The sequence below is a fragment of the Marivita sp. GX14005 genome (genome assembly GCF_023370775.1).
In the GTDB taxonomy this organism is placed as follows: Bacteria; Pseudomonadota; Alphaproteobacteria; order Rhodobacterales; family Rhodobacteraceae; genus Marivita.
Genome location: NZ_JAMCCQ010000001.1, coordinates 1,094,184 through 1,116,262, shown reverse-complemented (window position 1 = coordinate 1,116,262; position 22,079 = coordinate 1,094,184). Strand labels below are relative to the sequence as shown.

Annotated in this window: 15 protein-coding genes; 3 read left to right on the top strand and 12 right to left on the bottom strand. The window is 60.8% G+C overall.

Going from position 1 to position 22,079, the window contains the following annotated elements; translation table 11 throughout:
• From flgK to katG, 4 genes are all read right to left on the bottom strand, one after another.
• Complete coding sequence (gene flgK, locus M3465_RS05565; protein WP_249500706.1) at positions 1–1,440, bottom strand: flagellar hook-associated protein FlgK; 1,440 nt, start codon at positions 1,438–1,440, stop codon at positions 1–3.
• 24 nt (positions 1,441–1,464) lie between these two features.
• On the bottom strand, positions 1,465–2,766 hold the full coding sequence (locus M3465_RS05560; RefSeq protein ID WP_249500705.1) for a flagellar hook protein FlgE: 1,302 nt from the start codon (positions 2,764–2,766) through the stop codon (positions 1,465–1,467).
• A gap of 101 nt (positions 2,767–2,867) precedes the next feature.
• Positions 2,868–3,695, bottom strand: a complete 828-nt coding sequence (locus M3465_RS05555; RefSeq protein ID WP_249500704.1) for an OmpA/MotB family protein — start codon at positions 3,693–3,695, stop codon at positions 2,868–2,870.
• Positions 3,696–3,862: 167 nt separating this feature from the next.
• The gene (gene katG / locus M3465_RS05550; RefSeq protein WP_283254905.1) at positions 3,863–6,070 is read right to left on the bottom strand and encodes a catalase/peroxidase HPI; all 2,208 of its coding nucleotides are present in this window, start codon (positions 6,068–6,070) and stop codon (positions 3,863–3,865) included.
• Between the two features lie 119 nt (positions 6,071–6,189).
• Between katG and M3465_RS05545 the strand changes: the two genes are divergently transcribed.
• Both M3465_RS05545 and M3465_RS05540 read left to right on the top strand, forming a co-directional pair.
• Entirely contained in the window at positions 6,190–7,098 is a 909-nt protein-coding gene (locus tag M3465_RS05545; protein WP_283254904.1) for a hydrogen peroxide-inducible genes activator, read from the top strand.
• A gap of 32 nt (positions 7,099–7,130) precedes the next feature.
• The gene (locus M3465_RS05540; protein ID WP_249500703.1) at positions 7,131–8,180 is read left to right on the top strand and encodes a glycosyltransferase family 2 protein; all 1,050 of its coding nucleotides are present in this window, start codon (positions 7,131–7,133) and stop codon (positions 8,178–8,180) included.
• 1 nt (position 8,181) lies between these two features.
• On the opposite strand, the gene M3465_RS05535 is transcribed toward M3465_RS05540, so the two are convergent.
• Positions 8,182–9,618, bottom strand: a complete 1,437-nt coding sequence (locus M3465_RS05535) for an oligosaccharide flippase family protein (RefSeq protein WP_249500702.1) — start codon at positions 9,616–9,618, stop codon at positions 8,182–8,184.
• A gap of 138 nt (positions 9,619–9,756) precedes the next feature.
• Here M3465_RS05535 and M3465_RS05530 point away from each other — a divergent pair, with 138 nt between their 5' ends.
• Positions 9,757–9,978, top strand: coding sequence for a hypothetical protein (locus tag M3465_RS05530; protein WP_249500701.1), 222 nt, complete (start codon positions 9,757–9,759; stop codon positions 9,976–9,978).
• Positions 9,979–9,986: 8 nt separating this feature from the next.
• On the opposite strand, the gene M3465_RS05525 is transcribed toward M3465_RS05530, so the two are convergent.
• The 7 genes from M3465_RS05525 to M3465_RS05495 form a co-directional block, all read right to left on the bottom strand.
• Positions 9,987–10,676 carry a sugar transferase gene (locus M3465_RS05525; protein WP_249500700.1) on the bottom strand — a complete coding sequence of 230 codons (690 nt, stop codon included), beginning with the start codon at positions 10,674–10,676 and terminating at the stop codon, positions 9,987–9,989.
• 177 nt (positions 10,677–10,853) lie between these two features.
• On the bottom strand, positions 10,854–11,795 hold the full coding sequence (locus M3465_RS05520; protein WP_249500699.1) for a sulfotransferase: 942 nt from the start codon (positions 11,793–11,795) through the stop codon (positions 10,854–10,856).
• Complete coding sequence (locus tag M3465_RS05515) at positions 11,792–12,625, bottom strand: formyltransferase family protein (RefSeq protein ID WP_249500698.1); 834 nt, start codon at positions 12,623–12,625, stop codon at positions 11,792–11,794. The genes M3465_RS05520 and M3465_RS05515 overlap by 4 nt, the downstream gene beginning before the upstream one ends.
• Complete coding sequence (locus tag M3465_RS05510; protein WP_249500697.1) at positions 12,622–13,392, bottom strand: PIG-L deacetylase family protein; 771 nt, start codon at positions 13,390–13,392, stop codon at positions 12,622–12,624. Before M3465_RS05510 ends, M3465_RS05515 begins: the two co-directional genes overlap by 4 nt.
• Positions 13,393–13,505: 113 nt before the next feature.
• Positions 13,506–14,672 carry a glycosyltransferase family protein gene (locus tag M3465_RS05505; RefSeq protein ID WP_249500696.1) on the bottom strand — a complete coding sequence of 389 codons (1,167 nt, stop codon included), beginning with the start codon at positions 14,670–14,672 and terminating at the stop codon, positions 13,506–13,508.
• Positions 14,647–16,719 (bottom strand): acyltransferase family protein, encoded by a 2,073-nt coding sequence (locus M3465_RS05500; RefSeq protein ID WP_249500695.1) that lies wholly within the window; start codon positions 16,717–16,719, stop codon positions 14,647–14,649. The genes M3465_RS05505 and M3465_RS05500 overlap by 26 nt, the downstream gene beginning before the upstream one ends.
• Entirely contained in the window at positions 16,716–21,902 is a 5,187-nt protein-coding gene (locus tag M3465_RS05495) for a PQQ-dependent sugar dehydrogenase (RefSeq protein ID WP_249500694.1), read from the bottom strand. The genes M3465_RS05500 and M3465_RS05495 overlap by 4 nt, the downstream gene beginning before the upstream one ends.
• Between the last annotated feature and the right edge of the window lie 177 nt (positions 21,903–22,079).

Here is a 22,079-nt window from a genome sequence, read left to right as displayed (position 1 = left end):
CTATATTCCAAGCAGTTCCGAAAGCATATCGTCGACGACCCGAACGACGCGCGCATTGGCTGCATAGGATTTTTCGAGCTCGATCAGTTTTTGCAGCTCCTGATCCGTGTTTACGCCATTCGACGCGACCGCCTGGCGGGCGATATCCAGTTTTTGTTCCGCCGCCCCGGCATCATCGATCGCCCTCACACGTTCAGCCGCGACCGCTGTCGACGTGTTGTGAACGTGAGAGGTAAGTGAAACGGCTGAGGCTGGCAGAGATCCGGAACCCGGCGTTCGCGGGACATCTATCTGTGCCTTCAGCGCCAGAAGAAGATCGGAGTTTCCGACGTCGCCCTGACCCGGCGCATTCAATCCATCCCTCCAGCGCCACGGGTCAGAGCCGGTCGCGCTTAGATTCGCATTGAGTTCGATGCGGCCTGCCAGTCCGGGTTCGCTTGCGGGAACGAAAATGCCCCCTTGGTCTGTGAAGATCCCCGGTATTCCGGTAGCTACGGTGGGATCAGGTCCGCCCGGGCCGAAACGTTCGATAACGTCGCGCGCGATCGCGTCAACCGTCGCTTGCGCTTTCACGGCTTGATTGTCGCGCAGATCGAAATGAGCAGACAAGGATCCGCCCTGCAGCTTTTGTACATCCACGGGTTTACCGTCGATCCTGAGACCGGACAGAAGGCCGTTCCCCAGCGTCATATGCGGAAGAACGGCACTTTGCTTTTCGAAACTCACTTCCACGGCGCGCGTGTCGAGAAGCGTGCGGCCGTTTGACGAAAACACCGCGACCGCGCCGCTGTCGCGTTCGACAACGTGAAGCGGAACAAATTGCGAGAGCTTTTCCAGCTCGGCCTCGCGACGGTCCATCAGGCCCAGAGTATCCTGGCCCTGATGCCGCGCCGACATGATACTATCATTCAGATCATCGATGTTGGAAAGCGCGCGATTCATTTGATCCACGGCATCGGCGATATGGTTGTCGGCATCCGTTCTGGCCTGCGCGATCCCGTTACTGACATTTCGCAACGCGCCCGCGAATGCTTCAGCCGCATGCCCCACATTTCGCAGCCGAACCGATGCGGATGGGTCCGCGGCCGCCGACAGGATCGCCGTTTCGAAGCGAACGAGTTTTTCGGCGACCGATCCGGGCTGATCCACGCTGCCCCAAAGGCGTTCCAACCCTGTCGCGAAGGCGCTGGAAACGCCGGCTCCGGCCTTTTCCGCGAGAGCCAGGCGTTTTTCATGGGCCAATACGGGATTGGCGTTGCGATGGACATCCACCACTCGCACACCGCCCGAAGATTGGTTGGCATCGGTCGCTAAAACGACGTCGCGACGCGCGTATCCCTCGTTCAGCGCATTCGCGATATTCGCGGAAATGACGCTCGTGCCGCGCGCGTTCGCGGTCAGTCCGCTGATCGCGTTGGAAAGTGCACCGGAAAGGCTCATGAGGTTTCCTTTTCAGCCATTGGATTACCGTTTGATGTTCGTTGCTTCCTGCAACATCTCATCAACGGTCTGGATAACTTTCGCGTTGGAGGAATAGGCGCGCTGCGTGCGAATCAGTTCCGTCAGCTCATTGGCGATATCGGTTGCAGACTCTTCCAGCGCGAATGACAGAATGTCACCGGTAGAGCCGTTCCCGGCATCCCACAGGAAATAGCTGCCGCTTTCCGGCGTCGGCATGTAAAGCTGGCTTCCGACAGCGGCCATGCCATTCGGATTGGGAATATCGACCAGCGGTACCTGATAGAGCGTGCGGGTCGTTCCGGTATCGTAGAAGGCGTTGACGAGCCCGGTTTCATCCACCTCGACCGATGTGACCTTGCCAACCGGCGCGCCATCGCGGCTGATGTTGAAGGGCGCGAAAATGTCGGAAAGTTGAGAAAGGCCTTCATTCGCGCCGGGGCGCCCGATATCGATGTCGATCGGACCGCTCGGCGTTGTCACGGTCAGCGTCCCGGTTGCCGGATCATAAGGTCCGCCCGTGGTGTCGGTCACGCTTAGAAGGGTTCCGCCAAGGGTGCGCGCATCGTCGAATTGCAGCGTGTATTCGCCGATGACTGTCGCGGGATCAGAGCTGTCGGCGATCTGGATCGTCCACTGGTTCGATGTTCCGGGGGCCGTCACATTGGGAGTAAACGTGAATTCCAGCGTTTCGGCGCGCCCCAAGTTGTCGTAATATTCGATGGATTGGGTCAACGGATCACCGGACGCGCCGTTCTGCGTTTCCGTTGCGGGCAGATTGATCCCAAGCTCGATTCGGGTGGTCGGCTCCCCGCTGAACTGATTGACATTAACGCGGACAGGCTCAAGCGCCTCGTTCGTCGCGCGGGGATAATCCGGTATGCTCCCGTCCAGGTCCGCGGGCCATCCAAGAAGCATCTGCCCCGAAGCGGTGCGCAGGTACCCGTTGGCGTCAGTCCGGAACGAGCCGGTCGTCGTCAGGTACATCTGCGGCGATTCGGCGCCCGCGAGAACCTCGGTCGCCTGGGCCACCGGCAAAAAGCCTCGCCCGCTCACGGCCAGATCGGTCGGGTTCGATGTCGTCGTCACAGCGCTGTTCTGATCGATATAGCGCTGGGTCGTGGTGCGAACGCCGCCCGCCGTGTAGGCGCCGCCCCCGGAGGTGACGACCATTGAATGGAAATTCGCCTCCACCCGCTTGTATCCTGGGGTTTGCGAATTCGCGATATTGTCCGAAATCGTGGCCAGACGGGTCGCGTTGGACGCAAGACCCACAACGCCTGCGCTGAGAGAGGAAGAAATCGACATATAGCGCCTTTCGCTTGTATTGGCTTTTTGCCTCGACAGGTCTAGCGCGATGGATTTAACGATACCCTAACAGATAAAATTCGACCTTCTTTCAACACCCGTCAGTATCTCAAAAAGATGACCTCGAGCCGGTTGTTCCGTTCCGACATCGTGTTATCCACAAGCGGCTCCCTATCGCCATAAGCCGTTACGCGGCGGATGCGATCCTCTGAAAATCCATAATCCTCAAGGAGTTGGGCAAATACGAAGGCGCGGTCAGAGGACCAGTCCCAGACAGGATCGACAAGTCGAATGATAGGCACCTCGGCAACGTGCCCTTCCACCGCGACCTCGTTAATCAACATGCGGCTCGCCTCGCGCACGGCATAGGCAATCTGGTGCGTCAGTTCCGTCGGTTCGGCACCGTCTGAGAAAAGGGGCTCACCCGGAGTGTCGAAAAACTCCAGAACAAGTCCTTCATCGGTAATGCGTGTGACGACATGGCGGAGCCAGTTGTCCTCCAGCATGGTCTCGCCGCCTAGCCCGAGAAGAACATCCTCGACCTTCTGGAACGCCTGTGTTTGCTCATCCGTATCGTCGGCCTTTTCGAGACCGCCGCCGGATGCGTCCCCGGTGCTTTCGTGCAGCGAGCTTGCGCCGACGCCCATGCGCGGCAGAACGTCGGCCGCGAATACGCTTTCACCCATCATCATCCCGTCGGATCCGCTCGACAACCGGCTGATCGGGGCGGTCGGGCTGAAGTAATCGGCGATGCCCTTGCGCTGCTTCTCCGTGGTCGCGTTCAACAGCCACATCAGCATGAAAAAAGCCATCATCGCGGTCACGAAATCGGCGTAGGCGACCTTCCAGGCGCCGCCGTGATGCCCCGCTTCGTTGATGATCTTCTTTCGCTTGATGATGACCGGCGCGGCATTCCTGCGCGTCGTCATATCCCTACCTTTCCTAACACCCGGTTCCAAGACTAGCAGGCGGACGTGAACCTTTTCTTAACACTTAAAATTCGAGACGCTTCTCCGTGTCTCTTGCGCAAAAAAAGGGGGCGGCCATGTCGGCCGCCCCCTATGCAGTGCTGCGATCCCGAAGGATCGGTCTGCGGTCACGTCAGATCGAAACGGTCCGCATCCATTACATGCGCCCAAGCTTTCACGAAGGTCTCGACGAATTCCTCCTCGCCATCTTCGGCTGCATACACTTCCGAAACGGCACGCAGCAGGGAGTTCGACGCAAAGACCAGATCGTTGCGCGTTGCGCTCCACTTCACCTCGCCCGTGGCGCGGTCGCGGCCCTCGAAATGCGTCTCGTCGTCGGAGGTCTTCTTCCACTCGGTGCCCATATCGAGCACGTTGACGAAGAAATCGTTGCTCAGCGTGCCGACATTTTCGGTGAACACGCCGTCCTTGGCCCCGCCGTGATTGGCACCCAAGACCCGCAAGCCCCCGACAAGCGCCGTCATCTCCGGTGCGGTCAGGGCAAGGAGATGCGCCTTGTCGATCAACAGTTCCTCGGCCGGACGGTTGAACGCCTTCTTCTGGTAGTTGCGGAACCCGTCTGCCAGGGGCTCGAGCACATCGAACGACGCGGCATCGGTCAGCTCGTCAGTCGTATCCATCCGGCCCGGCGTGAAGGGAACCGTCACATCATGACCGCCGGCCTTGGCTGCCGCTTCGATCGCTGCGCATCCGCCCAGCACGATCAGATCGGCGAGCGACACTTTCTTGCCGTCCGATTGATCGCCGTCGAACTCTTCCTTCAGCTTACCGAGAGTGTCGAGGACCTTGGCCAGAAGCTCCGGTTCGTTCGCCTCCCAATCCTTTTGCGGAGCAAGGCGAATACGTGCGCCATTCGCGCCGCCGCGCTTGTCGGAGGCGCGGAAGGTCGATGCCGACGCCCAGGCCGTCTTGATCAGATCGCTCTTGCTTAGGCCGCAGGTCAGCAGCGCTTCCTTGAGGGACGCAATATCGACATCGTCGATCAGCCGGTGATCGACGGCCGGGATCGGATCCTGCCAGATCATCCGCTCCTCGGGAACGTCATCTCCGAGATAGCACTGGATCGGCCCCATATCGCGATGCGTCAGCTTGAACCAGGCGCGTGCGAACGCGTCCGCGAACTCATCGGGATTGGCGTGGAACCGTCGCGAGATCTTTTCGTAATCCGGGTCCATCCGCATCGCCATGTCGGCCGTGGTCATCATCAGCGGGACGGTTCCGTTGCCATCGACCTGCGGCGCACGATGCTCCTCGGCAAGATCCTTGGCCTGCCACTGATAGGCGCCGGCCGGGCTCTTGGTCAGTTCCCAGTCATAGCCGAACAGCACGTCGAAATAGCTCATGTCCCAAGTTGTCGGCGTGGGGGACCACGGGCCTTCGATACCGCTGGTGATTGCATCGACGCCCCGTCCCGACGCGTGGGTCGATGTCCAGCCAAGTCCCATCGCTTCCATCGGCGCGCCCTCGGGCTCTGCACCGACGAGACCGGCATCGCCGGCGCCATGCGCCTTGCCGAACGTGTGGCCCCCTGCCACCAGCGCAACGGTTTCCTCGTCATTCATCGCCATCCGCGCGAAAGTCTCGCGAATGTCATGCGCCGAGGCGAGCGGATCGGGGTTGCCGTCCGGCCCTTCGGGATTGACGTAGATCAGGCCCATTTGCACCGCGGCAAGCGGGTTCTCCATGATCCGATCACCGGAATAGCGGCTGCCTTCCTTGTCGCTGGTCGCCAGCCACTCGGTTTCGGACCCCCAGTAGATATCCTGTTCGGGCTCCCAAATATCTTCGCGTCCGCCGCCGAAGCCCAAAACCTTGCCGCCCATCGATTCGATGGCGACATTGCCGACGAGGATGAACAAATCCGCCCAGGACAGTGCCCGGCCGTATTTCTGCTTCACCGGCCAAAGCAAGCGCCGCGCCTTGTCGAGATTGCCGTTATCGGGCCAGCTGTTCAGCGGCGCGAAGCGTTGCGATCCCGATCCTGCGCCGCCGCGACCGTCTGCGGTGCGGTAGGTGCCGGCGCTGTGCCACGCCATGCGGATCATCAAAGGGCCGTAATGGCCGTAATCGGCCGGCCACCAGTCCTTCGAATCCGTCAGCAGGGCCTTGATGTCAGCTTTGACCGCATCGAGGTCCAGCGTCTTGAAGGCTTCGGCATAGTTGAACCCCTCGCCCATCGGGTCCGATTTCGAGGAATTCTGATGAAGGATCCCGACATTCAGCTGGTTCGGCCACCAGTCGCGGTTCGTCCGCCCGCGCGTCGTGCCATGCATCACCGGGCATTTGCCGATATCGCCAAGATCGTTTCCGTCCATGTCTGTCTCCCAGTCGGCGGACGAGCCGCCACAAATTTTTCCTGATGCGAGATGCCTACCATCGCAGAGCGATAATACAAAGTTGCATTTACCTATATGATCTATAACCTTACCCTATAATGAATATCACACTGAAACAGCTGCGCTATTTCTCGACACTGGCCCGCGAGGGCCATTTCGGCCGTGCCGCGGATCGCTGCTCCGTGTCGCAACCGGCCCTGTCCGTCCAGATCAGGGAGATGGAGCGCGAACTCGGCACCGCGCTTTTCGAACGCGCCCCGCGATCCGTTCGATTGACCGCCTTCGGCGAAACGCTCCTGCCGCGTGTCGATGGTATCCTTCGCGCGATGAACGATCTGGAGGAACTGGCGAACACCGTCCAGGGCCGGCTTTTCGGGCGTCTGCGTCTTGGCGTGATTCCGACGATTGCCCCTTATCTTCTGCCGGGCATTCTCGCGGCCCTCGCGCGAAGCCATCCCGAGACCGATGTTCAGGTGCGTGAAACGATCACGTCGCGCCTGATTTATGAGCTGTCGGAAAGGCGGCTCGATTGCGCCCTTGTCGCCCTGCCGGTTTCCGAACCGGGGCTGGAAGAGGTGCCGCTTTGCACCGAACCAATGATGCTCGTACGCCCGCGCAGCGCCTCCGGGCAGCCGGTGCCGAGCCTCGATGCGCTGCCGAAGATGCGGCTCCTGCTGCTCGAGGAGGGCCATTGCTTTCGAGATCAGGCGCTGTCCTTCTGCAACGCGAGGCCGGAAACGCAATGGGAAGGGCTGGATGGCAGCTCACTCTCGACCCTCGTTCAGATGGTCGGCGCCGGGCTCGGCGTCACCCTGATCCCCGAGATCGCCATTCCGGTCGAAATCCATTCGGCCGATGTGATCGTCGATCGGTTTCCCGCACCGGAACCGACACGCACGCTTGGCCTCATCTGGCGAAAGAACACGCCGCAGGAAGACGATCTGCGCGTCTTCGCCACATTGGTCAAAGACGTGATCGACAAAGCCCGATCCCGAGATCGGTGCTAGGATGAAACGCGGCTTTCGGTCTAAGCTGGGTCATGGTTGCCCCAGGGGAACACCAAGCCATCGAGCCGGAACCGGCATTGCCGGAAACGCGATACCTGTGTCCACCCGATGCCGTTCTCGTCGTCGTGCCTGCGCTCAACGAAGCGTCTTTCATTGCCGAGTGTCTGACCTCGCTGCGCCGCGAAGATCCGTTCATGGAAACGGTGCAGATCACGGTTGTCGATGGCGGTAGCGATGACGGCACGCAATCCATCGTGACCGCCATGATGCGACGCGACCCTTATCTGGCTTTAATCAACAATCCGGCGCGCCTGCAATCGGCGGGTATCAATCTGGCGGTAGAGACCGCCGAGCCGCAGCATCGGTTTCTCGTTCGTTGCGACGCGCACGCGATCTATCCGCCGGGTTATGTCAGGCGCGTGGCCGAAGCGCTTGCGCGTCACGAGGGTGCCGCATCCGTCACGACCGTCATGGACGCGACAGGCTCCCTTCCTTTCCAGAAAGCAAGCGCCTGGGTCGTCGATACCAAGCTGGGCTCCGGCTGGTCGGCGCACCGCGCGGGCACGCGATCCGGCTGGGTCGATCATGGGCATCATGCCGGGTTTCGGATCAAATGGTTCCGTAAGATCGGTGGCTATGACCCCGATTTCAGCCACAACGAGGATGCCGAATACGACCGGCGTCTCGCGCTGGCGGGCGGCCGCGTCTGGCTGGATGCGTCGATCCGCATGCAATACGTCATGCGCCCCACGCCGCTTGCGTTGGCCAGGCAATACTGGCGCTATGGCAAAGGCCGCGCCCGGACGATCCTGAAGCACCACATGCGCCCTCGCCTTCGCCAGATCGTTCCTGTGGCCAATCTCCTCGGGATCGCCGCTTGCATGTGCCTCGGCCTCATCTGGCCGTGGGCCTGGCTCTGGCCGGCGCTCTACCTGACGGCTTTGATCGTCGTTTCCGCCACGGCCGCGCTACGGCTCGGCGATTGGGCCGGCGTCTGGGCGGGCCCGGCGCTGGGGATCATGCACAACGCTTGGGGTGCCGGGTTTGTCTGGCAAGTTCTGACGCATATCCGGCGCAGCTGACTCAAGGCGATCCGGTCTCTCCGGGCCTATGAGCCGAGCGTCTGAGCAAAGCGATGTCCGATCGCAACTCGCGCCGCGTGAAGACGCCGGCTGCGCAGATTGCCAGAACAGCCATTGCGAGGGTCGAAAACGCCGCAAACGTGGATGACCCGGCCAAGGGGTTCAGCCCGTATCGCTGCACCAATCCGCAGCCGATCCCGGCCATCACCGGTGCAACGAGCAACCGCGCCGCGACCATCCGGTCGAGCGGAACGCAGCGGCGCAGATAGGACCAGTACCGCGGCAAATAAAGAACCGCGAACACACTGCGCGCCAGAATGGCGGGCCCGACACCGAACGGAAAAGCGCCAAGGAAAACCACCAGCCCAAGACTGAAACGCTCGACGGACATGCGCAAGCGCAGGTCGGTTCTGTCCGAAACCATGAAAACCCGGCCTCCGGCGGAGGTCAACGCCTCGACAAGGAAAGCCGGCACCGCAAGCGCGAAAACCCAGGCCACCGGACGCCAGGGTTCCGACAGGAACCAGACGAAAATCGCGTCGCCAGACAATGCGACCGCAACGAACGCCGGGACCAGGACGGTCGCCAGCACGCGGCTGGAAGCAAGATAGATATCGGCCACTTCGGCCGCGCCGTCACCCTGCCGCCACTGGCGAGACATCGACACCAGGGTCACCTGGGACACCGGCCCGGCAAGGCCCGTTCGCGCGAGCCGCGAGGCGCGCTCGGCCATGGACCAGAGCGCGACCGCCGAGGTTCCGAACACCTGCCCGAACGCGAGAATCACCACCTGGCTTTGCGCCGTCATCACGCCGGAGAAAAGCAACGTGTTCTTGCCGAAGTTCAGATGCGGCTTCAGAAGCGGCCAGTCAAAGGCAAGCCCGGGCCTGAAGCGCGAAAGCCAGAGAAAGCCGGCGGCCCGCGCCCCCGCCAGCGCCACCTGCTGCGCAACCAAAGCCCAATATCCGGCCCCGACCAATGCAAAGGCCAAAGCGACGCCAAGCGCGATCACCCCGGAAGCAACCGAAATCGCCGAAATTTCGTGAAAGCGGTAATCCCGTTCGAGCTTCGCCTGATGCGGGGAGACCAACGCTTGCAGAAACGGAACCGAGGCGAGAACGATGACCACCGCCACCAGGTCAGGCTCTCCCATGACAGCGCTGTAAACAGGCGCGCTCGCGATAACGAGCAGGCCCAGCGCGGTCCCGACCGCCGCCAGGAACCAGAACACCGTGCTCCATTCCGCCGGATCGAAATGATCCCGGCGCACCAGTGATCTGCCGAGGCCGGCATCGCTGAACGTGTTGGCGAATAGCGGGATCGCCATGGCCAGCGCCATGATGGCAAAATCACGAACGTCCAGAAGACGGGCAAGCAGAGGCAGACTGAGAAACTGCAAAACCGCCAAGAGGGCGCGCGCGCCGATCAGCGAACGCACGCTCGCAAAGAAGCTCGCGCCGCGGCGGACTTCCTGCCTGCCCCACAAACGAAGGGTCGGACGGGTTTTCGATTGCATGGAACCCATCACGTAAATATGTTCTGGGAACCGGGCAGGCTATGGCAGCGTTGAGTTTCGATGTTTAGAGGGTTCTTTATCATACTGGCCACGCTGGCGGTGTCGCTTCTGCTTTATGCGATATTTGGCGGTTCAATCCTTCTGTGGCTGCTTGGCGGCTGGGTTCTCAGTGGCCCGATCGTAATCGCCGATGCGGCGTATCGCACCTATGGTGCCAAACGCGCAGCCCGCAAATCGGCGGAATACGATGCCGCGAAGGCGCAACGGGTCTCGATCGACTGACGAGCTGATCAATACGTGCCTTTTCCGGGCTGCATCAAAAGCATTGTCGCGGTCTTTGCCACCAGTCTTAGGTCATCGGCCATGTTCCCGTTCTGAATATACTCGACATCCCGCTCCACGCGGTCGCGATAGCTGCTGTCGGACCTCTCGTTCGCTTGCCAAGGACCGGTTAGGCCCGGCAAAACCTGTAGATAAAGCGCCCGCGCCATGCCGTAATATTCCAGTTCCTCGCGCACCACCGGCCGCGGTCCGACAATCGTCATGTCGCCCCGGATCACGTTAAAGATTTGCGGTAATTCATCGAGACTCGATTTACGCAGGAGTGCCCCGATTCCCGGAACGATTCGAGGGTCTTTCTTCAGCTTCCGGGTGGCATTCCATTCCTGCCGCAAACGCGGATCGCGCGCGAGCATCGCTTCGAGCCTTTCATCCGCATCGATCACCATGGTGCGAAATTTCAGGCAGGCGAACTCCCGACCATTGCGTCCTATGCGTGTATGCTTAAAAAAGATCGGACCGCGGTCGCAGGCGAATAACAAAAGACTGAGAAAAAGCATGACCGGCGCGAATGCAATCAACATCACAACGCCGACCGCGAGGTCGAACGTCCGCTTTCCTTTCGAATTGCTGTTCCAGGAACTTACACCTTCGGTTGAAATTTCTCTTTCAAATCCGAATGCGACATGAGACCGCGCCATAAACATCGCCCCCCAAAGGCAAAATGAACGTGCTTAAAAATTGACTTGCGGCGCCTGATAAAAAGGGACGCCTTTTCAAAAAATTGATTCTTCATACAAGTTTACGGTAAGCCCCGGATTCATCAAAGCCATTTCTTCGACTGCCGCGTTCGCACAGCACTAAGCAAATCGCGCGCCCTACTGCAGTTGGGGCATAGGTCGCCGATCCACCGGCATTGGCGAGTCATCATAGACGTCCACCTCGAACTGTCTGAGCACATCCGCCATTCGGTTGATCTGCCGATCCGAAAATTGCTGCTGCCATTTGCCGATTTGCGCCTCCGCATCGCCCAGTTTGCTCGCGTCCTCGGTCATCCGGCTGGCCGTTTCAATCGCGTCGAGCGCGCTTGTCGGCAAAGGTTCTCCCCAAGCCGCGAAAAGGCGAACAAGCTCCGCTTCGGGATTCAGCGTGAGCGTTTCATAGTGCATCCTGACGGCACGCCTTGCAGTCACCGGATCGTCGAGGGCGGGCTTCTGGACCCGGCACCACATCGCGACGATACGCTCCTCATCGCTGGTCAGAGCGCGGATATAGGCCGCGGAGTCCGCCAGATCGGCCGCATACGGGCCGCGCTCCAGATCGTCCGACATTCCGGAAGTTCCGAAATTTCCCATGCGAAGTTGCGACGCTGCAATCGCGAACGGATGGCGCAGGAAATGAACGGGGCGGCGGCGAAATTCGATGCGTCTCAAGAGCCACGGCAGAAAGCCATTTGCACGACAGCATTTCACGATCAGGCGCTCGGCCCGTTGAAACTCTGCCACACGGCTGGCCCAACCGGTCCATCGGTTGATATGCAGGCCCGACAGGATCTCGCGGATCAAGGCTTCGGCTTCTGGCCATTCGGCATCGGGGGGAATGATCTGCCGCCACGCAAAGCCAAGCTCACGCACCTTTGGCGCGTTATCGAGGTGAAACGGCTCCCAGATCACGGCGCTTGGGCGGGCGGCACAGAGCACTTCGCTCAGCCAGGTCGATCCGCTGCGCGGATCGCAGGAAAGCAAAAGCGCGTCCTCGGGCTCGAACCCGCGATAGCGTAAGGTTGCCGCGATGAAGCTGGATCGCAAAACCTGTTTCATCGCGCCTGCCCCGCATGCACGTTGCTCGGGTTTCGCGGGGCCTGGGGGCCGAGATAGCCGAGCTTGGCCAGCAGTTCGGTGCGCAGTTCAAGCGTTCGATCACGACTGCGCCGGGGCCGCCCGCCCCCGGTTTGCGGTTGGACGTGGACATCGCCCTGCAAAACACGCGCCGCGGTATCCGGCACGGTATGAAGCGCTTGAATCAGGTTCCTTGACCGCAACATCTGCGGCGTTACCGAACCCGTCACCTTGGCAGGTACCTGTGCAAGTATGCCGCCCGTATCGACGCCGGCATCGATAAAATGCACGGTGATTCCGCATGTGTGCCACGCACCCTCCAACACCTGCCAGAATTCGGCCTGCGTGCCTCTGTAATGCGGTAGGAGCGAGGAATGCATGTTGATCGTTCCGAGGCGCGGTAGCCCGAACACCGCTTCGCACAAGAGCGGCGCGCCGGTGACGACGATCAGGTCCGGTGCGCGTGCCGATAGCCAATCCACGCATTCGCTCCCGTTCGGATCGGGGGTGTAATGCACGTCCAAGCCATCCGGCCAGCCTCGTGGGGGATCGACGGCGATGTCGAATGCGTGTTCCGCCTCATGCGCAAGCCGCGTTTCGATTCTCCGAATCCGCCGTTCCATACGCGAAGCACGCAGCGCGAACCGTAACCTTGCCGTCCACGCCTTGAGCCGCGATTGCGGGCGGTGGATCGCGAGCACGCCGGCGAAATCGCGGCCCAGCCCTGCCTGCATCGCGCGCGCCATCGCGCGGCCAAAACCGGAATTGTGGCAGATCAGAACCACGCCGCCCGGTTCGGTTCTCGGTGTCATCTGCCGAACTCCTCCGGCCTGATCTCACGGAACAGTTCGTGATCCATTTGAAAATGGCGCAGGAATGACGCGGGCAAACCCGTCCAATACGGCTCCGGCGGGTATGAGCCAAGCTGCGACCGGTGCGCCGCCAGCGCCTCGGCCTTTTGCGCCTGAACCGAGGAAATATCGACCGACCGCATTCGCCAGGTTTTCGCCGACCCGATCATCGCTTCAAGCGCCTTCAGATAGCCCCGGCGGTTCGACATTCCATGCGGACGCCATGATCGGAAATCGTAGCTCCAGACGGGATATTCGAACAGTACGGCACGACTGTACGAACCGTACCGAAGCGCACGCCGCGCCGCCTTTGCAAGAGCTTGGTGATCCGGGTGCCCATCGCGCTCGGCGCAAACAAAGATCTCCGCCGGATCGACGCGCTCGATCACCATCCGGATCGATTGCGCAAGCGCTGCGATATGATCTTCGAGCCGTCCATCCGGCAAACGCGCAAACTCTACCGAAGCTCTGTCCACTCCCAGTGTCGCGCACGCCTTTCGCGTCTCATCTTCCCGAAGCCTGACCAGCGCTTCCCGGCTTGTCGCCAAGCTCTGCTCAAACCGATGCGATGCCGAACCGTCCGTGGCCATGAATATCGTAACGGCGGTGCCGGACGCGCGCTTGAGCGCAATGACCCCGCCGCACCCAAGTGTTTCGTCATCGGCATGGGGCGCAAGAATTACGGCAGGTCTACGTGCAGTCTCGACCGTGATATCCCGCGCGCGCATACGCAGCGCGGAATGCCATAGCCGACAGGTGTTTCGCTCCAAAGCGCTCCACACCCGCTGCCTGATTGCAGGGGCGGGCTTGGCTGAAATGGAAGGTGCCGTGTCAACCATGATCAATTCCGCGTCGGACCGGATCGGGGGAAATATTCGCCGCGGCGGATCATCCCGACCACCTTACGCGCCGCGACCATCGGAGAGACCGCGCGCTCGGGTTCTGCAGAGCGTTTTCTGCCGGCGGCGAGCAAACGCTCCAAGCGCGCGGCAACCGTGTCCGTGGCATGCCGTTCGGCGATCATCGCAGATGCTCGCCGCGCCATCGCTCGGGCTTTCTCGGGATTGCCCCGCAGGGCCTCGATAGCCGATTTCGTTTCCTCCGGCCGGCAATAGATTGCGTTATTCTTGCCGAATGTGGGGGCAAGCCGTGGGTCGAGAACGCAAACCGCCCCGGCGAGCATGGCCTCGGCAACCGTTCGCCCGAAACTCTCGCTCAACGTCGAGTGAAAATGATACACGAACACATCGAGCTCCGCCAAAAAATCGGGAACCGGGCGTTCATCGAACTCCAGAATGTGCCAGTCCGACATGCATACGCCCATCTCTCGGAAAGTCTCGCGGGGGCATCCCATCACCCGAATTTCGGTATCGCCAAGCGAAGGCAGGCTTGCACTGATCTGCGCAGCCGTGTCCGGCCATTTCAACGGATCGGGCCGACCATGCCGCCCGATGACAAGTTTCGGCTCTGAAAAGACCGTCCGATCCGCCTTCCATTCTGAGGGATCGAAAACATTCGGCCAATCGTGTTCGGCAAGGCGGATACAAGGTGCGAAGGACCGAAGCTGCGACCGGCATACGCCCGAAACGGGCAGCCATTCGGGCCACGCCCCCGTCATTCGCTTGATCCGCAACGTCGTGGCGACAGGATCATATTGCAGCGATCCGTCACCGCGAAACGGAAGATGATGCGCCACGACAAAGCACTTTTCCGCGTCGATCCGCACCTCCGGGCGCGCGCCGAAAAAGAACGTCATCGGATGGTGCAGGAACACCGCCCGCGCACGCAGCGGCGTGCCGCCTGACGTATCGATCACCTCGATTCGCGGATCGATCAGCATGTCGGAGATAACCTTGCTGCGGCGCCGGCCACCGGAAAGATAGGCGCTGAACACCTCTACCAGCCCGACGGACAAGCCCGCGCCAAGAAACGCGCGCATATCCTCTGCGAGCGCTGCGGCGGTTCCGCCGGAAAATCGCGGATCAATGACGCAAACGACATCGTGCATCGCCACACCGCTCCTCTGCCAGGGTGTCCGTGCGCGGGCGCGCCATGATCCGGTCGAACTGCGGACCGAAGAGCGCGGCACCTGCCGAGCTTAGATGATCGTCGTCGTAATAGAGCGGAATCCCGTTTCTGATCACGGCGCAATGGCCTTCGGAACACAGCGCGTCGTGCGGCACGATCCGCTCTGCATCGTAGCGCGCGGAAATGGTATCGAGCGCGGCGATGACATCGGCATTGCGCGCGTCGAAAGCTGCTTGGCTCAATCCGAAGCGTTCCGGCGTGCGGCCATGCAGGCTCAGCTTGGCGAGCGTTTCAGGAACCTTATGTCCGATTTCGGGGACAGGATAAACGATCACAACGTCGCGACCCGCCGCTCGCAAACGGGCGACCGTGCTGTCGAACTTGTCCATCAGGCGTTCGAGCCGACGGTCTTCGGGCCAGCGCCCGGTTTGCGCATCGGCGAAAACCGTCGGTCCCCAATCGCGTTCGGCCAGCCCGTAATCGGTAAGATAGCCGCGCGATGCCATCGCATATCGCGACACGAGAATGACGGTCCCGATGCTGTCGGTCCGTATGAGATAGTCGAGTGCGCCGGTGCCGTATTCGTTGCATCGTCCCGTTTTCCCGTCGAGGCGTTCGGTATCGGGAACAGGCAAACATCCCGACCGCGACAGATATGCCAGACGCCGCTGGTTGCGGATTGCGGCGGCCTCGACTTCGGGGAGCAAGGCGGCGGCGTGGCTATCTCCCCAGATCGCGATATCCGGGCCTGCGTCGCCCGACGCTCCGAAAAGGCATGGATCGGACGGCGCACGCCATGCATCCCAGCGCGCGGTGCAGTCGCGCAGGCTCGGGTGGCGATCCTGGCTGAAGCTGGCCAGTCGCACGGCTTCGGCAGGCAGGCGCCCCGGAAGCCCGGCTGACTGAAGGATAATCAGAGACAGCGCGGGAACCGATAGCACACCGGCACCCAGGACATATTCGGGCCGCCCCAACTCCCATCCGGCCAAGCCCCGACCGACAGGCTTGCGGAAAGGACGCTCGACAAAAGCCCAGCTTGCCCAAGCTAGTAAGATCGACACCGAAAAAACGATCAGGCACCCGGCCAGGTCGGGCCGATCGAGCGTGATCTGTTGATAGAAGACGATCACCGGCCAGTGCCAGAGGTAGAGCGAATAGGAGATCAGCCCGATCCAGACGAGCGGAGCGAGAGACAAAAGCCGGAACGATAACGTATCCCGTTCCTTTCCGGCGACGATCAAGAGCGCCGCTCCCGCCACCGGGATCATTGCCGCGGCGCCGGGAAAGACGGTCGTTTTGTCGAAGATGAAAACGGCATAGGCGATGAGCCCGAAACCGACGAAACCCATCACCTCCAGGACTTTGCGGGAAAAGCGCATATCGGCAATCGAAAGCGCGATCAGCGATCCCACGCCAAGCTCCCACGCGCGCCAGGGCAAGAGGTAGTATCCCATATCGGGCCGCATCTGCGTGGTCAGCGCGCTTAGCGCGAAGGACAGGATCGTCAATGCCGCGATCCAGCGCAACGCGCCGCGTCTGAACGCGGCAAGCAGCATCATCAGCGGTGGAAAGAAGATGTAGAACTGCTCCTCGATGGCCAGCGACCATGTGTGAAGCAGCGGCTGATCGTAGATCCCCGGACTGAAATATCCGGTTTCGGTCCAGAAGAGGATATTCGAAACGAAGAGCGATGCCGAAATCGCAGCGCGCGCGGTGTCTTCGTATTCAGATGGCATAAGAAGCCAGTAGCCCAGCGCCAAGGTCGCTGCCATCACGACGGTCAGCGCCGGCAGGATGCGTCGCGCCCGGCGTTCATAGAAGCGCCGGATCGAGAATGTGCCGGCCGCGATCTCGCGGTGAATGATCGATGTGATCAGAAAGCCGGAAATGACGAAGAAGATGTCCACCCCAACGAAACCGCCCGACAGGCCGCTGACATCGGCGTGGAACAGCACGACAGGCAGCACCGCAAGCGCTCGCAGCCCGTCGATATCGGGACGATAGGCGATGTGCCCGGTGGGTTTCACCAGAACAGGCCTTGCGACGAATACTCGACATCGGTGGAGGACCAGGCCAGTGCGCCATAGGCTTCGCCATTGCCTGTCTCGTCCACAATGAAATCGGGATCGTCGAACCGATAGTAGCGGACCAGTCCGGCAGCACCCGGATCGATTGTCCCGCCCCGGCCCGCATCGATCTCGGCCATGGTTCTCGCCACGTCCCAGAACCGGAGCTCATCGATCCCGCCTCCCAGCGATTCCTGGTCCTGAACGCCCGCGGCCAGCCTTTCGACAACCACATCCGACAGGAATTGCGAGCTCTGCGCGGCGTCCGGCTGACCGTCTACATAGACGCTGAGCGCTCCGTTCTCGCGCACCACGGCATAGTGATGCCATGCATCGTCGGCCTGCGCCTGATAGGCGGATACCGCCTGATCTCCGCCATCGTCAAAGGCATAGAGCCGCAGGTTGCCGGAGTGGAAGTTCAGGTCATTTGATCCGGCACCCTGAAAGAGTCCCGCGCCGAAGATGGCATCGTCATTGTTGATCGGGCGGCCAGCGTCGAAACGTGCCAGAAACTCGATTGTGAAATCTCCCGAAAGGGTGAAATCGATAATATCCGCACCTTTCTGGTTCGGTGACGAGGCCAGCGCGCCATTGCCGGAGCTTGGCGGCGGGCCATCAGTGACGGTGATCGAAACGGTCGAAACGTTCGACCACGCGCCGTCGTCGTCCTGGACGCGGTAGGTGAAACTGTCCGTCCCTGCGACGCCCGGCGTCGCGGAGGTGTATTCGATGCGTCCGTAATCCGCAGCCGTCAAACCACGCGCGAGCAATTTGGCCTCGGTATCTATCACCTCGAGCGTGCCGCCTGTCGACCCGGTCACGATCTCGACGGTCTGGGGATCGATGGTGCCATCCGCATCGCTGTCGTTGCCCAGAACGGTCATCAGATTGTCGGCTGGCACGAAGCCGACGGCGAGAACGGCGTTGTCGTCCTGCGTGACCGGAGCGGAATTGCCCGGACCGGTCGGGGTGCCGCTGCCATCACGCGAGATCGCGAGCAGGATCGCCGCCGTGTCCTCGTTCGCGCCATCGCCTATCAGATAGGACAGCCCGGTCGTGATGGTTTCACCCGCCGCAAGACCGGCGAAATCGCCGTCCCGATCACGAAATTCAATCGTTCCATCCTGCCCGATACGGAATTGGCCGCCCTCATCGCCCCAGCTTTTGATCCGTCCGGTCGAATCCTGGTTCGTGGTGGATTTGGCCTGACCGTTCGCCTTGAAACCGTCCAGCCTCAGCAGGTCGAAGGCGCCACCGCTCTGGCTCGTATCGTTGGCGAACGCATTGACGGCCAGGGTCACCCAACCGCGCCCCGCCACCACATCGGTGCTGATCGCGATCATGTCGTCCACGGCATCGAGCGGTTCGGTCGGCGTATCGGTCACATTGATGGAGACCGTAGCAACGTTCGACCACGCGCCTTCATTGTCCTGAACGCGGTAGGTGAAACTATCCGTCAGCGGAACACCGGGGGTGTTCGGCACATATTCCGCATGACCGTAATGCCCCGGCGGCAATCCCCGCGCGAGCAGTTCGGCCTCGGTATCCATGATCTCGACGGTGCCGGCGGTCGGCCCGGTCACGATTTCCACAACCTGCATGTTTAGCATCCCGTCGGGATCGCTGTCATTGTCGAGAATGTGCAGGTGGCTGGCCACCGGATCGAACCCGACCGGCAACTCGATCATGTCATCAACAGCCACGGGCGGCGCATTTCCGATATCGATGGCAACGCCGGCGAACAGCGTCGCGGCGCCGAGTTCATCGGTCACGGTCAGGCTCACATCGTAATAGCCGATCGCGCCATAGGTGTGCGAAGGCGCAGCCTCGGTCGAGGTGGCGCCATCGCCGAACTCCCACAGATAGCTCAGGGCATGACCCTCGGCATCCGAAACGTCGGACTCGAACGTCACCGTGTAGGGCGCCGTATCGCTGCTGTCCTCGCCCGGATCGAGCAAGATACCCGCTCCCGTCGGCGCGGTATTCGGCACCCCGCCTTGCGAGATCGCCAGGGTGATCGGCGCGGCATCGACATCATCGCCGTCGCTGATGCGGTAGTCTATCGCGGTCGTCACGGTCTCGCCGGCTGCGATTCCGGCGAATACACCGTCGCGATCGCGAAACTCGATCTCGCCGTCCTTCGATACCCGGAATTGCCCACCGCCATCGCCCCAGATCTTGAGCCGGTCTGAGGAATCGAAGTTGCCGGTGGACTTCGGCTGGCCCGTAACCTTGAACCCATCGAGCCCTACAATCTCGAACGGGTCGCCGCTCGGGTTCGTGTCATTGGCAAGCGCGTTCACCGGAAGCGCGACCCATTTGCCACTGGCCAGTTCCGCAACGCTGACGGTGAGATTGTCCGCAACCGCATCGACCGGCCCCACCGGCGCGCCCTGGGTATAGATAGGCCGTAGCACCGTGTCGGTTTCCGGCACGATGAACTGCCGCATCGCGGTAGTGATGTTCGGGTCGTCTTCCCAATGCGAGAAATCCCATTGGAACCCGGCATCCTGATAGCTTTGCTGAACACCGATCTGGTGGTTGAAGCCGATCATGTTGTCATAGACAAGATCGCCCTGAAACGCGACGCCATCGATTGTGAAGGTAAACCCGTCCACATCCGGGTTGTCGAACGTGGTGATGGATTCATCGGGCCTGATCTGGACGGATTCCGTTGTCGCGAGCCCGTCGCTGTCGATGGCGGTCAGGAAGATCTCGAAGCCGACATCGCCGAAATAATCATGCCCTGTATCGGGTATGGTAAAGGAGATGCCCCCGGGCACGTTCTCCAAGCCGGCAAATTCAGGGTGCGAATGTTCGTTGTGATTGAGTACCATGGACCAGAACACATCCGGCCCCGTCAGCACCCCATCACTTGGATCCGACGCGCTGCCCGTCAGGAAGATCGTATCGCCCCCGCGGAATCCGTCGGTGGCGCTGGGCGTGTCGATTGTGACCGATGGCGCCTCGCCCACCGTGATCGTGCGGGCGTTGTAGACCGTTTGCGCGCCATGCTCGTCTTCCACGATCAACTCGACGACGTAGGAACCTTCCTCGGTATAGGTGTAGGTTGGCGAACGTTCCGTGGATGTGGCGGTATCGCCGACGCCGTCCCCGTCCAGATCGACGCCGTCTCCGAATGACCAGGTGTAGAACAGATCGTCGCCATCGGGATCGAACGCATCGGTGTCGAAGGTGACCGTATGCGGCGCGGTCAGGTTCGCATCCTCGCCGGGGTCGAGAATGATGCCCTCGCCGCCGGGAGCTTGGTTGTCTGCCGAAAAGGTGATCCGGTTGACCGCACCTTCGAAGGTGAAAAGCGTGCCCGTCGAGAAGGTCGTGATGTAATATAGCGCGCCATCCGGGCCCTCGGCGAAGGTCAGCACCTGACCGCTTGCATTCTTGAAATGCCGGTCCGCGACAACCTCGGGCTCGCCGCTGGAATAATCGAGCTCGAGATAGCGAATCCAGTTGCGCACCCAATCGCCATAGAAATACGCGCCTTCGTATTCGGAAGGCAGCAAATCACCGCGATAGACGATCCCGCCCGAGACCGATGCCCCGGCATCGCCGAATTGCGGCAACTGATCCTGCCCGGGACCAGAGGCGTGGAAATAGGAATGGATCGGGCTGCCCGGATCGTCCGGGTCGGGCAGGTATCCTTCGAAATCCGGCCAGCCGTGATTGGCACCGGGCGCCGCAATGTGGATATCCTCCGACGCACCGCGGAAATTTCCCCCGACCTCGCCGACCCAGAGCGTTCCGCTTTGCTGATCATATTCCGCCCGGAACGGGTTGCGCAGGCCATAGCTGTAGATCGTAGTGATAACGCCCTCGGGATCGATCGCAAGGTTCGCCGCGCTGGTGGAAATCGCGGATTGCGTATGCACGCTGGGGGTATAGCTCGCAGCAACTGCAGCATCGTAATACGGATTGTCCTCCGGCACGGACCCGTCGGTCAGGTTGATCCGGTGAACCTTGCCGTCATCATGCGTCAGGTCCTGCGCGTTCTCGGCATGGAACTCCTCTCCGATGGTGATGTAGAGCTTGTAGGGGCTCGGATCACCCGGCCCTGACGGCTCGTGAGCGATGGCCAGCCCCCCGCCCTGGTGATCCTCACCGGAATAGGTGTCGAACTCGCGCCAGAGCACTTGCTCGCTTGCCAGGTTTCCGGTGCTGGTGGCCCCGCCGCTATTTTCCTGATGTGTGAAGCGCGAGACCGTCGTGCGCTGTTCGTCGGAGTTCGAGTAGAACAGGTAGAAATGGCCGTTCGTTTCGAAATCGGGGTCGATCTCGATGTTAAGAAGCCCGGCCTCCCGGTCGTTCAGCACTTGCGCCGACAAGTCCATGTAAACCGAATTGGCGCTGTTCGCCGCGGTGGGATCTTCGTAAATGCGGATGATGCCGTCTTTCTGGATCACCAGAAGTCGCCCATCGGGCAGGAACGCCATATCGGTCGGGAGCTGCAATCCCGAAACGACTTTTGTGTCGATCAGATTCCCGGCGTCCCCGATATTGACATCGAACACGGTGTCATCCTCGATGATCGAGGTGCCGGCGGGCAGGTGCAGATCATGCCCGGTCTCGGCATTTCCGGTTGCATCGACAATGTGATCCGTATCCTCGTCGAAGCGGTAGTATCGCTCCAGCCCCACCGGACCGCCGGATGTCATGTCGATTGTGCGCGCGGCGAATTCCTGAATTTCGGCCGATGTGCGCGGAACGGTCCAGATCCGCAGCTCGTCTATCGCACCGTCGAGCGCGCCCGTCACGCTGCTGGCGAAACTCTCGATGGTGAAGGTTTCGTCGAAGGTATGGAAAGACGTCGCGTCGTTCACACCGTTCAGGTAAAGGCGGACGAAACCATCCTCCCTCACGAAGGCGACGTGGTTCCATTCACCCGGGCTCAACGTTTCCGCACCGACAACGACATCGCCTTCAGTCGAATCGAACAATCTTGGGCGACCTTGGTGAAAATTTATATCCTGCCCGCTCGCGTTCGTGCCGGATGAGACGGCACCATCGGCCTTGGACAGGGTGTCCAGAGGATCGAAGAAAATGTTGAATTCAATCGTGAAATCGCCGGGCAGAGAGATATCCTGAATATCAACGCCCTGACCATTGGTCTGAAAAACGAGGGACATGGCAAACCTGTTCTCTCGCGCGGAAATGCGCGGGATCTGAAATGGAAAATATAAAAAGTCTTGATTCTATTTTCTAAAAGTTAGACGCTTTACAACGAAAATTGCAAGACTTGCCTCTTTCGAGTGCATTCAGCGGAATTTTACCCGCTGACATTGTTCGAATTTAATACGCTGATT